Origin of the sequence: Spiroplasma endosymbiont of Amphibalanus improvisus (assembly GCF_964030645.1) — a bacterium.
GTDB lineage: Bacteria > Bacillota_I > Bacilli_A > Mycoplasmatales > Mycoplasmataceae > CAXIPX01.
This window is the reverse complement of record NZ_CAXIPX010000004.1, coordinates 68,343-87,121: the sequence shown is the minus strand read 5'-3', so window position 1 is coordinate 87,121 and position 18,779 is coordinate 68,343. Positions and strand designations below refer to the sequence as shown.

At 25.8% G+C, this 18,779-nt stretch carries 15 protein-coding genes and 1 other RNA gene; 15 read left to right on the top strand and 1 reads right to left on the bottom strand.

Annotation, left to right across the window (positions count from 1 at the left end):
- Positions 1-4: 4 nt before the first annotated feature.
- The 15 genes from arcC to AAHM77_RS03160 all read left to right on the top strand — a co-directional run bounded on the left by arcC (position 5) and on the right by AAHM77_RS03160 (position 17,339).
- Positions 5-943 (top strand): carbamate kinase, encoded by a 939-nt coding sequence (gene arcC / locus AAHM77_RS03230; RefSeq protein ID WP_342252689.1) that lies wholly within the window; start codon positions 5-7, stop codon positions 941-943.
- Between the two features lie 287 nt (positions 944-1,230).
- The gene (uvrA, locus tag AAHM77_RS03225; protein ID WP_342252688.1) at positions 1,231-4,074 is read left to right on the top strand and encodes an excinuclease ABC subunit UvrA; all 2,844 of its coding nucleotides are present in this window, start codon (positions 1,231-1,233) and stop codon (positions 4,072-4,074) included.
- Positions 4,075-4,092: 18 nt separating this feature from the next.
- On the top strand, positions 4,093-4,395 hold the full coding sequence (locus AAHM77_RS03220) for a hypothetical protein (RefSeq protein WP_342252687.1): 303 nt from the start codon (positions 4,093-4,095) through the stop codon (positions 4,393-4,395).
- Positions 4,396-4,498: 103 nt separating this feature from the next.
- Positions 4,499-5,770 carry a hypothetical protein gene (locus AAHM77_RS03215; protein WP_342252686.1) on the top strand — a complete coding sequence of 424 codons (1,272 nt, stop codon included), beginning with the start codon at positions 4,499-4,501 and terminating at the stop codon, positions 5,768-5,770.
- 124 nt (positions 5,771-5,894) lie between these two features.
- The gene (locus AAHM77_RS03210; RefSeq protein ID WP_342252685.1) at positions 5,895-6,245 is read left to right on the top strand and encodes a hypothetical protein; all 351 of its coding nucleotides are present in this window, start codon (positions 5,895-5,897) and stop codon (positions 6,243-6,245) included.
- Between the two features lie 8 nt (positions 6,246-6,253).
- On the top strand, positions 6,254-7,360 hold the full coding sequence (locus tag AAHM77_RS03205) for a glutamate ligase domain-containing protein (protein WP_342252684.1): 1,107 nt from the start codon (positions 6,254-6,256) through the stop codon (positions 7,358-7,360).
- A gap of 18 nt (positions 7,361-7,378) precedes the next feature.
- The gene (locus AAHM77_RS03200) at positions 7,379-8,068 is read left to right on the top strand and encodes a folate family ECF transporter S component (protein WP_342252683.1); all 690 of its coding nucleotides are present in this window, start codon (positions 7,379-7,381) and stop codon (positions 8,066-8,068) included.
- A 74-nt stretch (positions 8,069-8,142) separates the two neighbouring features.
- Entirely contained in the window at positions 8,143-9,078 is a 936-nt protein-coding gene (hprK, locus tag AAHM77_RS03195) for an HPr(Ser) kinase/phosphatase (RefSeq protein ID WP_342252682.1), read from the top strand.
- 26 nt (positions 9,079-9,104) lie between these two features.
- Positions 9,105-10,052: a DNA-binding protein WhiA gene (whiA, locus tag AAHM77_RS03190; RefSeq protein WP_342252681.1), complete on the top strand. Its 948-nt coding sequence runs from the start codon at positions 9,105-9,107 to the stop codon at positions 10,050-10,052.
- A 62-nt stretch (positions 10,053-10,114) separates the two neighbouring features.
- Positions 10,115-10,393 carry a preprotein translocase subunit SecG gene (gene secG, locus AAHM77_RS03185; RefSeq protein ID WP_342252680.1) on the top strand — a complete coding sequence of 93 codons (279 nt, stop codon included), beginning with the start codon at positions 10,115-10,117 and terminating at the stop codon, positions 10,391-10,393.
- An 86-nt stretch (positions 10,394-10,479) separates the two neighbouring features.
- Positions 10,480-12,591, top strand: coding sequence for a ribonuclease R (rnr, locus tag AAHM77_RS03180; protein WP_342252679.1), 2,112 nt, complete (start codon positions 10,480-10,482; stop codon positions 12,589-12,591).
- 20 nt (positions 12,592-12,611) lie between these two features.
- The gene (gene smpB / locus AAHM77_RS03175; RefSeq protein WP_425288825.1) at positions 12,612-13,058 is read left to right on the top strand and encodes an SsrA-binding protein SmpB; all 447 of its coding nucleotides are present in this window, start codon (positions 12,612-12,614) and stop codon (positions 13,056-13,058) included.
- A gap of 49 nt (positions 13,059-13,107) precedes the next feature.
- Positions 13,108-13,520: a transfer-messenger RNA gene (gene ssrA, locus AAHM77_RS03170) on the top strand.
- A gap of 102 nt (positions 13,521-13,622) precedes the next feature.
- Positions 13,623-14,282 carry a tRNA (guanosine(46)-N7)-methyltransferase TrmB gene (gene trmB, locus AAHM77_RS03165; protein ID WP_342252677.1) on the top strand — a complete coding sequence of 220 codons (660 nt, stop codon included), beginning with the start codon at positions 13,623-13,625 and terminating at the stop codon, positions 14,280-14,282.
- 306 nt (positions 14,283-14,588) lie between these two features.
- Positions 14,589-17,339 carry a 2-oxo acid dehydrogenase subunit E2 gene (locus AAHM77_RS03160; RefSeq protein ID WP_342252676.1) on the top strand — a complete coding sequence of 917 codons (2,751 nt, stop codon included), beginning with the start codon at positions 14,589-14,591 and terminating at the stop codon, positions 17,337-17,339.
- Here AAHM77_RS03160 and AAHM77_RS03155 read toward each other — a convergent pair.
- Positions 17,334-18,770 carry an MATE family efflux transporter gene (locus tag AAHM77_RS03155; protein WP_342252675.1) on the bottom strand — a complete coding sequence of 479 codons (1,437 nt, stop codon included), beginning with the start codon at positions 18,768-18,770 and terminating at the stop codon, positions 17,334-17,336. The genes AAHM77_RS03160 and AAHM77_RS03155 overlap by 6 nt on opposite strands.
- Positions 18,771-18,779 lie beyond the last annotated feature (9 nt).

Below are 18,779 nucleotides of genomic sequence, written 5' to 3'. Positions count from 1 at the left end.
ATAAATGTCTAATAGAATTTTGGTTGCTTTAGGTGGAAATGCCTTAGGCAGCAATCCATCAGAACAATTAGAACTGGTGAAGATCACAGCAAAGAGTATAGTTGATATGATTCAGTCAGGCAATCAAGTTATTGTTTGTCATGGTAATGGACCTCAAGTAGGAATGATTAATTTAAGCTTTGATGAAGCACATAAAAATAATGAAAAAGTTCCTATGATGCCTTTCCCTGAATGTGGAAGTATGTCACAAGGGTATATTGCCTATCACTTACAACAAGCAATTCAAAATGAATTATTAAATAGAAAATTAAATAATAAAGTCGCTGGTGTTGTAACTCAAACAGTAGTTGACTTAAAGGACCCAGCATTTAAAAATCCGACAAAACCTATAGGTTCATTTTATGATAAAGCTACAGCTGATAAAATTTCTAAAGAAAACAATTGAACTATGAAAGAAGATGCTGGACGTGGTTGAAGAAGGGTAATAGCTTCCCCAATGCCGATAGACGTAGTTGAAAAAGAAATTTTAATTACATTAGTAGATAGCGGTTATATCACAATTGCTTGTGGTGGTGGTGGGATACCAGTCATCCAAGAAAAAAATGCTTACAAAGGTGTGAGTGCAGTTATTGATAAGGACTTTGCAAGTGCAAAATTAGCAGAAATTTTAAAAGCTGATAAATTAGTTATTTTAACAGCCGTAGACCAGGTGATGATTAATTATAATAAACCTGATCAAAAAGCGTTAACAACAATTAATTTAGAGCAAGTTCAAAAATATATTGATCAAGGTCAATTTGCTCCAGGAAGTATGTTGCCAAAAATAGAAGCTGCTGTGCAATTTGTAAAATTAAATCCAGATAAAAAAGCTGTTATAACATCATTGAGAAATGCTAAAAATATCAACAAGACAGAAACAATAACTCAAATTATTAATAAATAGTATTGATGATTTGTACATAAAACAAATAAAAAACTCATATTTTACAATATGAGTTTTTTATTTGTAAAATTAAATTTTTTAATATTTTATAATTTTTAGACATAGTATTAACTTCTGAATTATAAGAGTCATTAGTTTCATTTTCAATAAAATATTCTTTTTTTAGTGAGTATCTCTTTAATATTGTTTGTTCATAAGGATATAATAAAAATTCTTTTTATTATATTTATGTTATAAATATATACAGTAAATAATAATTAAAACATTTAAAGCAAAAGAGGATATTTATGAATGATAATAATAATTGGATCACCATAAAAGGTGCAAGAGAAAACAATTTAAAAAATATTGATTTAAAAATCCCCAAAAATAAAATGATTGCTTTTACTGGCTTATCGGGTTCTGGAAAATCTTCGTTAGCTTTTGGAACAATATATTCAGAAGGAAGAAGAAGATATATTGAATCTTTAAGTTCGTATGCTCGTCAATTTTTAGGAGGTAACGAAAAACCAGATGTTGATCAAATTAATGGGTTGTCACCTGCAATTTCAATTGACCAAAAAACTACAAGTAAAAATCCTAGGTCAACAGTCGGAACAATTACTGAAATTTATGATTATTTACGTTTATTATATGCTAGGGCAGGAACTCCTTATTGTATAAATGGTCATGGTCCTGTTAAGACATCTTCTATTAAAACGATAATAGAAGAAATTAAAAAAATAATTTCTGATAATAATGAAAAATTAATTATTTTGGCTCCAGTGGTGATTGATAAAAAAGGTTCACACTTAGAAGTTTTTGATAATTTAAAAAAAGAAGGGTTTATTAGAGTTAAAGTTGATGGAATCATTAAAACATTAGATGACCAATTTAACCTAGAAAAAAATGAACGTCATAATATCGATATTATTGTAGACCGATTAATTTACGATGATAATGATGAATTTACAAGTCGTTTACATGATGCTATTGAAGTTTGTTTAAAGTATTCAAAAGGATTAGTTAAAATTCATTTAAATAAAATTGATAAAAGTTTTTTATTTTCTTCTAATTATTCTTGTAAGGAATGTGGTTTTAATGTGCCTAATTTAGAACCACGTTTATTTTCTTTCAATGCTCCAATAGGTGCATGTTATGAATGTAAGGGTTTAGGAATTCGTCTAGAAGTAGATGAAGACCTATTGATAGAAGATAAAAGTTTATCTATAAGTGATGGAGCAATCCGTTATTTTAAAAATTTTATTAATACTCAAAATATTGAATGACAAAAATTTAAAGCTTTATTGGATCATTACAAAATATCTATTTATGTCCCTTATGAAGATTTTTCAAATGAGCAGAAAGATATCATATTAAATGGTACTTCTACACCAATTCAAATGAACATTATTACTACAACAGGTCGAAAGTATGAACCCTTCGAACCAATAGAAGGAATTGCTAAATTAATCGAAAGAAGATATATTGAAACAACTTCAAACCAGGCACGAGACTATTACCACACATACATGTCAGATAAAAAATGTAATGTTTGTAAAGGACAAAAATTAAATCCTATAGCGTTGTCTGTAAAAATTGATAAATTATCTATTTATGATTTTACAAATTTATCAATTGAAAAAGAGCTAGAAAAAATTATAAATGTTCAATTTACTGAACAACAACAACAAATTGTTAAATTAGTTTTAGATGAAATAATAAATCGCTTAGATTTTTTAAATCAAGTTGGATTAGGTTACTTATCTTTATCAAGGACGGCGTCAACACTATCTGGTGGAGAGGCACAACGAATTAGATTGGCAACTCAAATCGGCTCTCAACTATCTGGTGTATTATATGTCTTAGACGAACCATCAATTGGTTTACATCAAGTAGATAACGATAAATTAATCAAGACATTAAAAAATTTACGAGACCTTGGAAATACTTTGATTGTTGTAGAACATGATGAAGAAACAATTAGAAATTCTGATTGAGTTGTAGACATCGGGCCTGAAGCTGGAGATAAAGGTGGTAATGTTATAGCTTCTAGTACATATGAAGAATTTTTGAAACATAAAGATTCAATCACTGCAAAATATCTTAGAGGTGAAGAAAAAATTTTAACACCAAAATCACACCATAGTGGTAACGGTTTAGTGTTGGAAATAAAAGAAGCAGCTGAAAATAATTTAAATAAAATTGATGTTAAATTTCCTTTAAATAAATTTATTTGTTTAACAGGTGTGTCTGGTTCTGGGAAATCTACTTTAATGAATGAAATATTACATAAAGGTATTAAAAAATATTTAAAGCAATCAAATAAAACACCTGGTAAACATAAAGAAATTAAAGGGATTGATAATATTGAGAAAGTAGTCAATATTTCACAATCTCCAATCGGTAAAACTCCGAGAAGTAATCCTGCAACTTATACATCTGTTTTTGATGATATACGTGACTTGTTCACAAATACACCTGAAGCAAAAATGCGAGGTTATTTAAAAGGTCGTTTTTCATTTAATGTACATGGTGGTAGATGTGAAAATTGTCAAGGTGACGGAATCATTAAAATTTCTATGCAGTTTATGCCAACAGTTTATGTTACTTGTGAGATTTGTGAAGGACGGCGTTATAACGAAGAAACGTTATTGGTAAAATATAAAAATCAAAATATTTACAATATATTAGAAATGACTGTCGATAAAGCGTTAGAATTTTTTGAAAATATTCCAAAAATTGTTCAAAAATTACAAACAATGCAAGATGTTGGATTAGGTTATATTAAATTAGGTCAACCAGCACCACAATTATCTGGTGGAGAAGCGCAGAGAGTGAAATTATCGACCTTTTTATTGAAAAAAACTACTAAAAAAACATTGTTTTTATTAGATGAACCAACTACTGGTTTACATGTTCATGATGTAAAACAATTGTTAAAAGTATTTGAACGAATAGTGAAAAACGGCGGAACTGTTGTATGTATAGAACATAATCTTGATGTGATAAAATGTTCTGATTATATAATCGATTTAGGACCTGGTGGTGGTATTAATGGTGGTAACGTTTTAGCTACAGGAACTCCTGAACAATTATTAAAAAGTGAAACCAGCATAACCGCTCGGTATTTAGAAAAGTTACTAAAGTAACTTAGTTAAGGATGTAAAATGACACAAAAATTTAAATTAATTCAAATTAATGATCAACCATATATTCGCCTGTTTACCAAAAATTGAATTATCGATATTTCTTTAACTCAAGTTTATAAAAATCAAAATAATAGTGAAATTAAAGCAAAATGATTATCATTGTTTACCGCTCAACAATCTGATGAATACAAACAATACGAGCAACATGATGGAATCGAATATTTAAATCATTTTTTAAAAATTAATGGACAAAATATTAAATTAAATGAAATAGATTTTCAAAAAATTGAACCTCCAATTATTAATTTTATTATTAGATAGTATTATTTAAATTAATTTTATTGTTTTATTCTTTGTGTTAAAAAAAGAAAAGGGTATAATAAAAAAATATTATTTATAAAAAATATAAATAAGGTAGGTTATTATGACAAAACAAAAAGAAAACAATAGCAATATAGCTTTTTCCATAACAAAAAAAGGTTTAAGAAAATTTTTTATATGATTTACAACTTCATTGTTGAGTGTATTATTTATTATTGGCATATCATGTTCAATTCCAGGATTAGGAATGAGTACATTAAAATTTATTAATAGTTTTACAGATGAAATTGATGAATATATGCCAAAGGGTTCATTGGTTATATCTTCAGATAAAGTAAATGGGCAACCTGACAAGATAAAAGCGACTATGGCACAAACAATAAATGAACAATTACAGGCAGCATATACAAATGATGTACTTAGTTCAATTTATGATCCATTTGGTGATGGAGCCTTAAGCACAACCACAGATGCGGAAGGGAATGTTACTTATAATGACCCATTAACACAACAAATGTATGATGATGCTGTTGCTCAATTTCACCATGATTTAGATGGTTATTTTACATATGATACTACTGATCCTGATAATGTGACTGTGAATGGTATGCTGTCTGATGTCGATTTAAATGATGTTAGCCATAATTTATTGGATTTTGATCGTACTATAGGTGAAAAATATCACTATTCAGCATATACAAAACCTGGAATTTCTTGAATTTTTCAAGGTGGTACAAAATCTTTGTTTAGTAGCAATTCAACAAATGGCTTATATGCAGATGCTTTAAAAAATCAACAAATGGTTTCTATGGAAGATTATGCAAACTCTGTAGAAGGTGGATTATTTACAGATCCAGTTACTAAATCTCCTGGAACTAATTTAGTGAATAATAAAATTTGATTTATTAACGATCAATTGCAAGGTATTATTGCAGGTTTAGATGCAGCTACACCACCTTTACCTCTTATAAAATATCATAGTGAAGATTTGCCATTTACAAATGAAAGTCTTGATTATATAAATAACAATATTGCCACTATATATAAAGATGGAACTGATGAATATCAATCACCAACAGGAAATCCAGATGCATGGCAAGGGTTCGGTCCAAATAATAATTTTTTCGCTTCAACAAATGATGTATATAACCCAATGTATTTAAGCGATTTTGCAGTAGCTAGAACAGGAATAGTATTTTTATTCATCTTATTCCCAATTGCAGCAATAGGAACTTTAACACCTTTGACATACATATTGGTAAAATCTAAAAAAGATGCTTCTGAAGAATCATTAGAAGAAAATGATGAAAATAAAAAAACTATTATAAAACCTGTAGAAATTGAAAAAGATTCTGAAGAGAGAGTTATAATTTAATTTTAAAAAAACAAGAAAAAAATGCACTTAAATTAAAAGTGCTTTTTTTTCTTGTTTTTTTATTATATACAATGTATAATACAGTAAATTATGTTATATATTAATTGTTTGAATGAGGTATTTTATGAACCCAAAATATATGGAATTTTTCATTGATAAAATTGCTTCAAATTACCATAATCCTGAATCTGAAGTGTATGGTATAAATTCTTATAATTACTTATTTTATCTTAAATTGCGTGAATGATTTAAATTTATTGTTTTAGATTATGCTCCCCCAGCAGTTAAAAATTCTTTAATATTAGATTATAGATGGAATTATTTTAATTTAATTGAATTAGATTTAAATAATTATATTTATCCAAATGTTGATCGTGCAACTGCAGAAGCTATTTTTCAAGAATTCAAAGGATTTATTAATGATTTTAATGAGTTGAGAATTATTGAAAATAAATTATTACAATTAAATGCTTAAGGTTTTTTTTGAAAGTAGATGTACCTATTTTTAATAATAGTTTTTTTTCTAATAAACATAATTTAAAAAAATTATTATTAAAATTTAATAATCCTCAGGATAATTTAGAAGTTATTAATATAGTTGGTACTAATGGCAAGGGTTCTACTAGTACCGCTTTAAATGCTCAATTAATGTTTAATAATAAAAAAGTTGGTCTGTTTATATCGCCAGCTTTTTTTGAACATAACGAAAGAATTCAAATTAATTCAATCCCTATAACTGATGAAATAATTTACAAATATATTGATTGTTATAAAAAGGATTGAGAAGAATACAATTTAAATTTTTTTGAAATATTCTTGTTTATTGCGATATTTTATTTTGTAGATAATAAAATAGATATAGCCGTGATTGAAGCTGGGATCGGCGGGGCAAGAGATTGCACTAGTATTTTTCAAAACCAAAAAGCAGTTCTGTTGACTTCTGTTTCATTAGACCATACAGAAATTTTAGGTAATTCTATTAAACAAATTATTGAAAATAAAGTTGGGATTTTAAAAGCAAATAAAAAGATTTATTGTGCCAATTCTAATTTTAAATATTTAAATATTATCAAAAAATTGATTACTGCAGACCAATTAATAATTTGTGATTTATATAATAAAATTTTAGATAAAAATCAACAAGATAATCTAGGTATAGTTGTTAAATATTGTCTAGATAATAATTATAAAATAAATACTGAAATTTTAGAGAAACAAAAATTAATTGGTCGCTATATGAAATTAAGAGATGAACCGCTTTTTTTAATTGATGGAGCACACAATATTGATGGTGTAAAAAAATTGTTTTCAAATTTAAAACCGATTGAAAATAAAAATTTAATTTATGTTTTTGGAACATCAATTAAAAAAGATTTTAATTCAATGATAAATTTTTTTAAGGAAAATAATTTAAAAGTTCATTTAACTAATTTTGAACATGATAAATCATGGAACATAAGTGAAATTGATTATCCTTACAAAATCGATAATTGAAAACAATTTTTAAAAAACAATTTTTCGCAAAACATCATTGTTTTTGGCTCATTATATTTTATTCCGTTAGTGTATAATTTTTATTATACATTGTAGGATATTATGAGGTAAAAATTGTTTAATTTAATTGCTAATATTATTTCTTGAATTTTTATCATTATCCTCGCAATGGTGGGAGCTTTTATTGATAAAAAAAATGTTAAAAACCCATCTATTTTTGCTTTATGTTTAATGGCAATGTTTGTTGCAATGACTGTATTATTAACTAATTTAATTAGTTATAGTTTTGCTTTTTTTGGTAATCAAGTGCAATTAAATTTTGGTCAATTTATTTTATTTATCAGTGGAATGTTATTTGGTCCATTTTATGGAGTTATTTGTGGCATTTGCAGTGACTCTATCGGTGCTATTACAAACATAAAGGGAGCATATAGTTCAATTTTTACACTAGATGCAGCTATTACCGGATTTGCTGGAAGTGCAGTTTTCTTTTTCAGAACTAATAAATATTGATATTGAAAAATGGTGATGATTTATTGTGCCCAATTTTTTCTTATTTCTTTTTTTAACGATGAAATATGATTATGAATCGTCTTTGGAAAAGGTTATGCTTTATCTAGCTTGATGATAAAGTTAATTAAATATCCGATAGAATGCTTAATTTATACTAATTTAACCTCGTTAGTATTTTTAGCTTTATTCAACATATTAGATCATAGTCTGTACAACGATTACTGATGTTATAAAAATGGAGGTAGATTAACTTTTAAAAAATCTAAAAAGGATAATGTGGTCGAACTTTAAATGTTCAAAAATTAAATATGTTATAATTACATTACAATAAAAATAATTTAATAAGTCCTGTTAGGTGATTTAATATGAAAGACAATAAATTAACAGTTAAAAAAATTATTAATATGTTCAATTTTCCTTTATTAGCAGGAGAAAAACATGAAGATAATGAAATCCAAGTTTATGGATTAAATCGAGCAGGTCTGGAATTATCTGGATATAAAAGATCTACAGAAATTTCACAAAGAAGAATTATTTTACTATCTAATAAAGAATATGAATATATCCAAAGCATAAAAAAAGAAGAAGTGCTAAAAAGATATGAACAATTAACTCAAAGTTTTACCCCATTAATTATTATTACTGATAAATTTAAAGATGATAAACTTATAGCGGTCGCCAAAAAAAATGATTGCCCTTTAGTTAAATTTTCTAAAATGAATACTAGTACAATCACTCAATTAATTTTAAGTTTTGAAGAAAAATTCTTTTCTAACAAAACAGAAGTACATGCTTCTTTAATAAACGTTTTTGGTAAAGGTGTTTTAATAAAAGGCAAATCTGGAATCGGTAAATCGGAAGTATCGTTAGAATTGGTTAAGAACAAACATTTATTTATTGGTGATGATAGAATTGTTATTAGGCAAAAAGGATTATCAGTGATTGGTGCAGCACACCACTCTTTAAAAAATTTAATTGAAGTTCGAGGATTAGGGATTTTAGATTTAAAAAAAATTTATGGAGTACAATTTATAACTGATGAATCAAAAATCGATTTAATTATCAATTTAATTTCTAAAACAGATAATCAATTTAAACAAATCGACCGACTAGGAATGGATTTTAAGACTGAAAAAATTTTAGAAACATCACTTCCTTATATTAATATTCCAGTGGTTTCTGGAAGAAATTTAAGTGATTTAATTGAAGCTTCAGTAGCAAAATTAAAATTATATTTAAACGATAAAGATGACTATAAAAAAGTTTTTGAACAATTAAATTTTCAAGAAAACCTAGAATAAAGAATTATTTAAATTGGAGAAGATGAATGGAATCTTTTGCACAATTAGTTAAAAATGAAATAATCAAAAATATTGAAAAAAAATGTTGTGAAAAAAGTTTTCTTACAGGTTATTTAAGATATAATTCTAAAATAATTTTAAGGGACCAAAAATTAACTTTATTAATTTCATCATCTGCGAAAAAAATAATTGATGATGTTTTTTTATTGTTGGAGAAGTTTATCCCAGAATTATCGACTATTTCAGTATTGGTAGAAGAAAAAAAATATAATTGACCAGTATATTCAATTTTAATTAATGACAAGGTTAAAAACATTTTAGAGAAATTTAATGTTATTCAAAACAATAATGTTTTTCAAAAAAAAATCAGTTTAAATACAAATTGAAATAGATGTTGTGTAAGATCTTATTTTGCAGCGATTTTTATATGCAAAGGAAGTGTTAATTCACCAAAAACTAGCAATTATCATTTAGAAATGCAATTTAATAATGAACAAGATAATGAAACTGGTGAATACTTATTATTAAAATTAAAAAAATACAGTTTTGATTTTAAGTCTGTTATTCGAAAAAAAAATTATGTAATTTATTTAAAACAAGCTGTTCAAATTTCAGATTTTATTAAATTCATTAAAGCTAATCAGGCAATGTTTGTTTTTGAAGATTCAAGAATTCTCAGAGATATGGCAAATTCAGTTGTAAGATTAAATAATATTGATCATTCAAATAATAATCGATTAAAAAAAGCATCAGAAAAACAAATTCTTCAAATAAATTTTTTAAAAAAACAAAATTTATTTGAAGAATTATCAGATAAAATAAAAAAATTAGCGAATTTAAGATTGAGTTTCCCAGAAGCATCTTTTAATGAGCTAACAGTATTGATGCTAAAAGAATATAATATTGAAATAAGCAGGTCTGGGATTAACCATTACTTTAGAAAAATAACTGATTTATATAATAAAAATAATTAATAGTTATTTTTATTTAATTATTAAATTATGTTATTATTATATTAATGAATTTGGAGGATTTTATGTTGACGTCAAATCAAGAGTATATATGAAATGTTGTTGTTTACTCTTTAGAAATTTTTTCATGTGTTGTTAGTTTTGTGATGATTATCATTGGTTTGTTGCAAAACAAAAAATCACAAACAGGGTTATCTGCTTTAAATGGTGGTAATGATGAATTATTCTCCAATTACAAAGAACGTGGTTCAGATATGATTTTATCAAGAATCATGCTTTGATCAGGTTTTTTATTATTTTTAGTTACTATAATTATTTCCATATTTACTAATATATTTTTATAATAATAAATTTCTTTTAAAAAATAATTGAAGTAAAAGCTTCAATTATTTTTTAAAATTAAATAAATTTTTTTAAGGTTAAACTCTAAATGCAAGAATTAATTATTGATTTTTTTAAAAAAGAAAAAAAAGATTTATCATTTTATGATATAAAAAATCATTTAATTAAAATAAAGTCTTTTCGTAATATTGAATTAACAAATGAATTAAAAAAAATGGTTGAGCAAAATTTATTGGACTATTCCGCGGAAAAATATTCTTATTTAGATCCTTCTGTTTATGAATTAGGTAAAATTAATGTTAATCCAAAAGGTTTTGGTTTTATAACTAAATTAGACGATAATACAGAATTTTTTGTAGCAGGCGACGATTTAAATCAAGCCTTAGATCAAGATGAAGTTATTTTTAAGATTAAACCCAAATTAAATAATAAATTTTCTAACGCAGAAGCAAGAGTAATTAAAATTTCAAAACGAAAAAAAACTCAATTAGTGGGTGTTTGCCAATCTTATCCAGATGGTAAGAAATTTTTAAAAATTAATAACCCCAAATTTCAAGATTATAAAACTAGTTTTGTGCGAATTAATTTTGAATTAATTACCGGGAACTTATATGAAGTTCAAATAATTAAAGTAATCAAGAAAAATATATTGTTATTACAACCTTTGAAAGATTTGGGTGCTTCAAATTTACCTGGTAGTGATATTTTAAGTGTAGTTTATGAGAACGATATTTTAACTGATTTTAATCCGGAGAGTTTAAAAGAAACTGGTGATTTACCAGATGAATTAACTATAAAAGATGTAAAAGAATTAAAGGGTAGAACTGATTTAACACAGAAAAATTTTGTAACCATTGATGGAGATGGTTCAAAAGATTTTGATGATGCTATTTTAGTAGAAAAATTAGAGAATGGTAATCATTTATTATATGTATCCATTGCCGATGTTACTCATTATGTGACCAGAGACAGCGCTTTAAGAAAGGACGCTTTGAATAGAGGTTGTTCAGTGTATTTGCTAGATCGTGTAATACCAATGTTGCCAGAAAAATTAAGTAATGGATTATGTTCCTTAAATCCTGATAAAATTCGTTTAACTATGACATGTCAAATGGAAATAAATAAAAAAGGTGAAATTGTTAATCATAAAATTTATGAAAGTTACATTAAATCTCATGCAAGATTAACATATAAAAATGTCAACACTTTTTTTAATAGTCAAAAATTAGATAATGACCCTGCTATCAAGGATATGCTAAAAGAAACACGAAATTTATATTATATTATTCGTGATTATAAAATAAATAAGGGGGTTTTAGATTTTGATATCCCTGAACCTGAATTTATTTTAGAAAATAATAAAGTGGTAGATATTAAAGTTAGAGAACGCGGAGAAGCAGAAAAATTAATTGAAGAATTTATGGTGATTGCAAACGAAGCTGTGACACTACAAATCACTAAATTAGGACTTCCTTTTTTATATAGAGTTCATGACAAACCTTCAGAAGAAAAAATTTTGAATTTAATTACACAATTAAAGCTAATGGGTGTCAATGCTCAATTAACTACTTCTGAAATTGTTCCCAAAGATATTAGTAATGTGCTAGCAAAATTACAACAGTTCCCAAATAAGCAAATTATTTTCACTTTATTTTTAAGAAGTATGGAAAAGGCAAAGTATTCAACAGATAATATTGGTCATTTTGGTTTATCTTCAGATAATTACACACACTTCACATCTCCAATCAGAAGATACCCAGATGTGCTAGTTCATCAGTATTTAAAAGATTATTTAATTCATAAAGTAAAATATACAGATAAACAATTATCTGAAATTCATGATAATCTAGAAATTTGAGCTGATAAATCAAATATTAACGCTAATAAAGCTGTCGATTGTGAAAGAGCAGTTAATGCGATGAAAATGGCAGAATATATGGAGGACCATATTGGCGAAGAACACGATGCTCTAATTACAGCTGTTAAAAAATTTGGAATTTTTGCAGCTTTGCCAAATAGCGTTGAAGGATTGATTCATATTTCAGAATTAAAAAATGATTATTATGTCTATGATGAAAGAACGAGTGTATTAAGAGGCGAACGTACTAAAAAAAGCTTTATAATAGGACAAAACATTAAGATTAGAGTAAAAGGGGCAGATAAAAAAACAAGAAAAATAGACTTTGAACTTATAAATTAAGGACAAACTATTCAGGGAGAATAATGATGAAAATCATTACACAAAATAAAAAAGTTTATTTTAATTATGAAATAATTTCTAAATTTGAAGCAGGTTTAGAATTATTGGGTAGTGAAATTAAATCAATTCGTGCTGGAGAAGCTAGTATTAACGAGGCCTTTATTACTTTCAAAGATAACGAGGCCTTTATAATAAATATGCACATTGCAAATTATAAGTTTGCCACACAAAATAACTTGGCAACAGACCGTACCCGTAAATTGCTGCTCCATCGTTCAGAGATTAAAAAAATTTTAAAAATAAAACAACTCGAAAAATTATCAGTAGTACCAACTAAATTATATTGAAAAAATAATTTTGCTAAATTAGAAATAGCTTTAGCTAAAGGTAAAAAAAATTATGATAAACGAGAAACTATAAAAAAACGTGATGAAGAGCGTAGATTAAAAAAACAACTAAAACCTTAATTTTTTATTTAATTGATATATATATTTAATCCAGTTATAATTATTGTATGGGGATGTCAAGGGTTCGACATGTATAAAAGTCTATAAGTTGCAGTGGTTTGAAAGACCATAATTTCTTCTAGGTTCAATAACCGGAAAAGAACAAAAATCTACTGATGTAATTCCAGCATTTTTATTAAACAATAATGCTGCTGGTTTTGCATTAGCTGCTTAATTAATCTCGACGTTAGAGAAAGCAGGCATTTCTTTTAAGTTTTTTTATTTTTACTTATAGAGATGGTTTCAGATAAAAATAATAGTGATTTTAATGGTGATAATAAATCATGAAACTCTTATCACCTAGTTAATTTTTGCCTTTTGTATAGTTTTACAAAATTAATGAAAATTCAAAACTATTCTAAACTGTAGACGCTTGTAGAATTTTATATATGGACACGGGTTCAATTCCCGTCATCTCCACCATTTTTATTTATATCTAAATTAAGATATTTACATATAAATAAAGATTGTTCAAATTATGAAATTATATTTCATAATTTTTTATTTTATAAGGAAATTAAATCAATGCGTTTAAGAAATGACCCCAATGCGAAAAGCACAATACAAGAAAACAAAGACCTTGTACTAGAAATGGAAAACACTGATCAAATTATTTTTTCTGAATTATTTCAAAATACTGGTCCCATTCATTTGGAGATTGGTATGGGAAAAGGAGATTTTTTAATTGAAACTGCAATTCAAAATCCAGATATTAATTTTCTTGGAATCGAAAAGGCTTTACCAGTAATTGCAATTGCATTGAAAAAAATTAATGATTTGGATTTTAAACCAAAAAACATCAAATTAATTTGAGGTAATATGGAAAAATTATTTGATAAATTACCACTAAATTCAATCGATAAAATTTATTTAAACTTCTCCGATCCATGACCAAAGAAAAAGCATATTAAAAGAAGGTTAACTTTTGATAATTTTTTAATTAATTATCAAAAAATATTAATTTTAAAAAAGGGAACTTTACAGATTAAAACAGATAATAATGATTTATATTTTTATTCTCTGAATAATTTAAAAAGACATAATTGAGTTATAAATTATTATACAACTGACATTTATTCTCAAAATGATATTTTTTTAAAAAACAATATTGCAACAGAGTATGAAATTAAATTTCGCAATAAAAACAAAAACATTAATGCTATTTTGTCAAAAGTTCCAATTTAAATAATTATCCTAAAGTATTTATAGTTACATAATTAAAATGTAAATGAACATAACCATGTTCAGTGCCAACACAAGGTAATGGCATTCAGATTGTTGGAACATAAGAAACGTATCGATTTTGCTATTTTATAACTACGATAATAAATTGTGCTACTTTATGTATTTAAGTGACAAAGACATATAAAATAATTATTTTCAAAATTATAATATTTTTAAAAAAATACATAATTATTATAAGAAATTTATAAAATATGTTTAAATATTATATATATTTTATTTTTAGTAATTATTAATTGGGTGTATTGTATGAAGGTTAAAGCAAGTAATTTAGTAGGTAAAGGAACTCTAGAAAAAATCTTAGTTTCTGATCAAAGTGTAAAAGCAGGAGATGAATTAGCTTTAGTCTCAACTGTGAATGGTAAAATTGTCATAACATCACCATATGATGGAACAATTACTAAATTAGCTATGCCAGGAACTAAAATTAAAAATGGTTCAGTAATTGCAAGTATTTTAAATAAAAATAAAACAAGCGATAAACATATACCTAATGATTCTGTTAGTAGTGAGTCTTTTGAACGAATGAGTTCTAAATGACATGAAATTAAAGAAAAAGATTTTGATGATGATTTTTCTGGATTTGCTGTCAAAGGTTCAAAATATAATGTTGACCCTTTCAATACAACAAATATTAAAAATGAAAAACCAATTTCAAATAAAGTGCTTGATGAAAATGAAATCCAGCCTAAACGAGTAGTTGACACAATAAATCGCAAAAATAAGGAAGACAATGTTTTATCAACTCCTTTTGCATCAAAAGATATTTTTCAAAAAATGCGAAATGATATTGCCAAAGCGGTGGAAAAAAGCAGTGATGATTATGAAAAGGAAACAAAAATTTTAGATAAGTTAAAATCTGCTGAATATAAATTATTGCAACAAAATCATAATTATAATTCAAAAGAAAAAAAATCTGATATTTATATTAAAAGTTCCACAACAAAACCGTCAAATGCAGCGGACATAATTCTAGGTTCATTTCAAAGCAGTGATTCTATTAACAAAAGCAGTGATTGAAAAAACTTAATAACTAACAGAAAAAATAAATTACATTCTGAAAATAATTTTGAAAAATTAGAACTAGATAGCAAAAATAAAATTGTTAATTCTATAGATGATTTAGATGAAGATGGGCGCCCTAAAATTTTGCGTAATCTTATTAATAAAAGATTAGAAAATTTTCATATTAAAAATGCATTAGATCAACATGAACCAGTTGGTGATGAAACCATCGGAAAAAAAACTAGAGGATACACATTAGAAGATATTAAAGACCAATCAGTAATTAGTAATTTTAAAAAAAATCCAGTGCCCTTTTTAGAACATCAAAAAGAAGCAGAATATATTGATGCAAATGGTAATATAGTTTCTTCAAAAAATAATACACCAAAATTAGGTTCAAATTTTAGTCAACCTTATTTTCAAGTTGTAAAAAATTTAAATGCTGAAAAAACAAGGGAAGAAATTTATGGAAAAAGAAATTTAAGACATTTAATTCAAGAAAGAAGAAAACAAATTTCTGATGGTTTAATTGAAGATGGCGGGACTATAGGAAGTGCCCGTGTTTTTGAAAGACCTTCAATGAGTGAATTAGAAAAACAAATTCAAAATCCAAACTATATACCTGCATATATAAATGGTACTAATAGTGATAAATTTATTGATAATTCAGGAAATGCAAATAATCAGTTTTATAGCGAAGCACAAACAATTCAGGGTTCTTGAAAAGAAAAAAATAATTTATTGGAAAATGTTTGTACACAAATTGAAGAAAAAGTTGACCGTATTAATTCAATCGCTGAATATCACCCATATTCAAACGTGGATTTTGTTCAATCATATAAAAGAACAGGTAACATTGATTTTGATTTATTTGAAGCTGAAAAATATTATTTTTATTTAAAAGATATTTTAAATAAAAATAAACATTTTGAATTTGGAAAAAGAGTTTCAACTGCATATTCAGGTCGACCTAGTAAAAATTCCGAGATAGTTTCTAATGCTCCAAATATGATTGAAGATGTGTGCGCATTAATTGAACAATTCCGCACAGAAAATAAGACTGATGATTCAATTAATAAATTAATCCAAGTAATGACATTAAAATTTTTATCTGAAAATATGTTAAAAAAAGACCCTAAGGTATCAACTGCTGTAGAAAGTGTAATTGATAATGTTACAGAAAAATTATTAACTAGCAATAAAATATCAGCGGATGATTACACTGTAAAAACAATAAAATCACCATACAATAAAAATACTAAATATCTTAATCCAGATATAAAACCAGATAATAAAAATTTACCTGAAGAAAACATGGAATTTGTAGAAGAACCAGAATGATACCAAAAATTAAGTTCTTTTAGTAAAAAAATTAATCCAAAAAATTTTACTATCTTAAGAAGCCGAATTGATATTTCTTTTATTATGAAATTAATTTCTAGTGTAAATAAATTGGCATTAAAAGAGCATCGTTTTACTACAATGACTTTCATTGTCAAAGCTATTTCACAAGCATTGGAATTTTATCCAAAATTAAATGGATTGTATGATTCAGAAAAAGTTGCTTCTAAAATTAAACACGACCACAATATCGGAATATTTTCTAAATATGATGAAAAATATTTAATTCCTGTTATAGGGCAAGTTGATAAAAAAACATTATTAAATATTGCAACTGATATGAATTTAAAAACTCAAAGAATGAAAAAAGGTGATTCATTTGATGAAATTAGTAAAACAAGAACTTTAACCATAGTAAATATTAACGAAACAGAATATAAGAATTCTGATTCCTTTAATCATCGCTATAATTTACTGACTTTTTTTGTAGATCGTGTCCGAAAAGAAGTTATGAAATATAAAGATAAAAATGTTTTAAAACCAACAATAAATTTAACTTTAGAGGTAAACAGAGATATTATCTCAATTAATGAAGCTACAGATTTTTTAAATAGAGTAAAATATTTTTTAGAACATCCGCAAAATTTATTATAAAACATTGTTTTCTAATTTATTTTTTATAATATTACGATTTCAATTCACCTTGTAAAAGAAAATATTGCTTAATAAAAACTGAATAATGTATGTCATATCACAAATAAAAATAATTCAACCTGTATCAATATTTGAAAAAGCTAACAACATTATTAACATTGGAAGTTGTATCAAATATTGAACAGGAATATCAAATAATGATGGAATTCACTGGATACCACCACTTCTTAAAATATTAAAACTTAAATACGCATTAGAATAAAAGAAAAATATTAGAGAGTTACCAGCAATCGCTAAAAATAAAATATCTTTACTTTCCTGTGTAAAATCTTTAAATAAGAAATTAACAATTATAAATGATGATAAGAAAATAACCGTGGATAAAATAACGCTAATTAAAAAAACTAACGTTTTAAGTTTTTTAGCATTTTCTTTTGCTTCATCTAATCTATTTTCACCCAATGGTTTTCCGATTAATTGTGGTATTCCAAGAATAGAACCATTAATGACACATCATGAGATATCAATTAATGTGTTGCTGATATTCACAGGAGCTAGAACATCTTGAGGGTTATCTGTCATTTGCCCTAAAATGATTGTAAAAATAACATAATAAATTTGAAACAATAATTCTGAGGGTAGCAATAAAATCCATACCTTTAACAGCTTTTTTCACATTTCTTTTGGTATATATCAAAAATTTTTAGTTAAATTATAAAAAGGTTTTTTTACAATATAGTAAATGATTACACCTGTTAATTCAAAAACTTTAGAAATTAAAAAAGCGATAGCAGGACCAGCGATCACAACATTGTCTCCATTGATTACTGTGTTTATTGGCCAAACTGTTAATGTTAAAAATGTGATAGCACAGTTAACAATGATAGCTCCTGTAGAAATTAAAATTAAAGTGTAATCGCTTTTTTCAAAACTATTTGTAGTAAAAATTAAAGGTATTGTGATTGAACTAATCAAACAAGTTCAAATACTAATTTTAAAATAAACTACCCCATTGTTTATAATTTCTTGGGTATTAGTATCATTGCTACTCATAAACATTTTAAAAAGATTATCAATTTTTACCGAAAAACAAATTACAATAAACAACAAACTACACATTAAAGATAACATCACTTTAAAATTTGTGGAATATTTCACTTTGGAAACTTCATCGTTCCCATAATATTGTCCAGCAAAAATATTGCCAGCGATAGTTGCAGAATAACTTAATAAAATAGAAATTCCAAATAAAGTAGTTGCTAACGAAACACCAGCTACCCCATTTTCACCAACATTTACAAAATTACCAATAATAAAAACATTTAATAAATTTCCTAAAGCAGTGACAAAAGCTTGCAATATAGCGGGTCTAATTATTTTAAATGTGTTTTTAATAAATTTTTTGTCATTAAATAATAACTTAAAATGCATATAATTCCT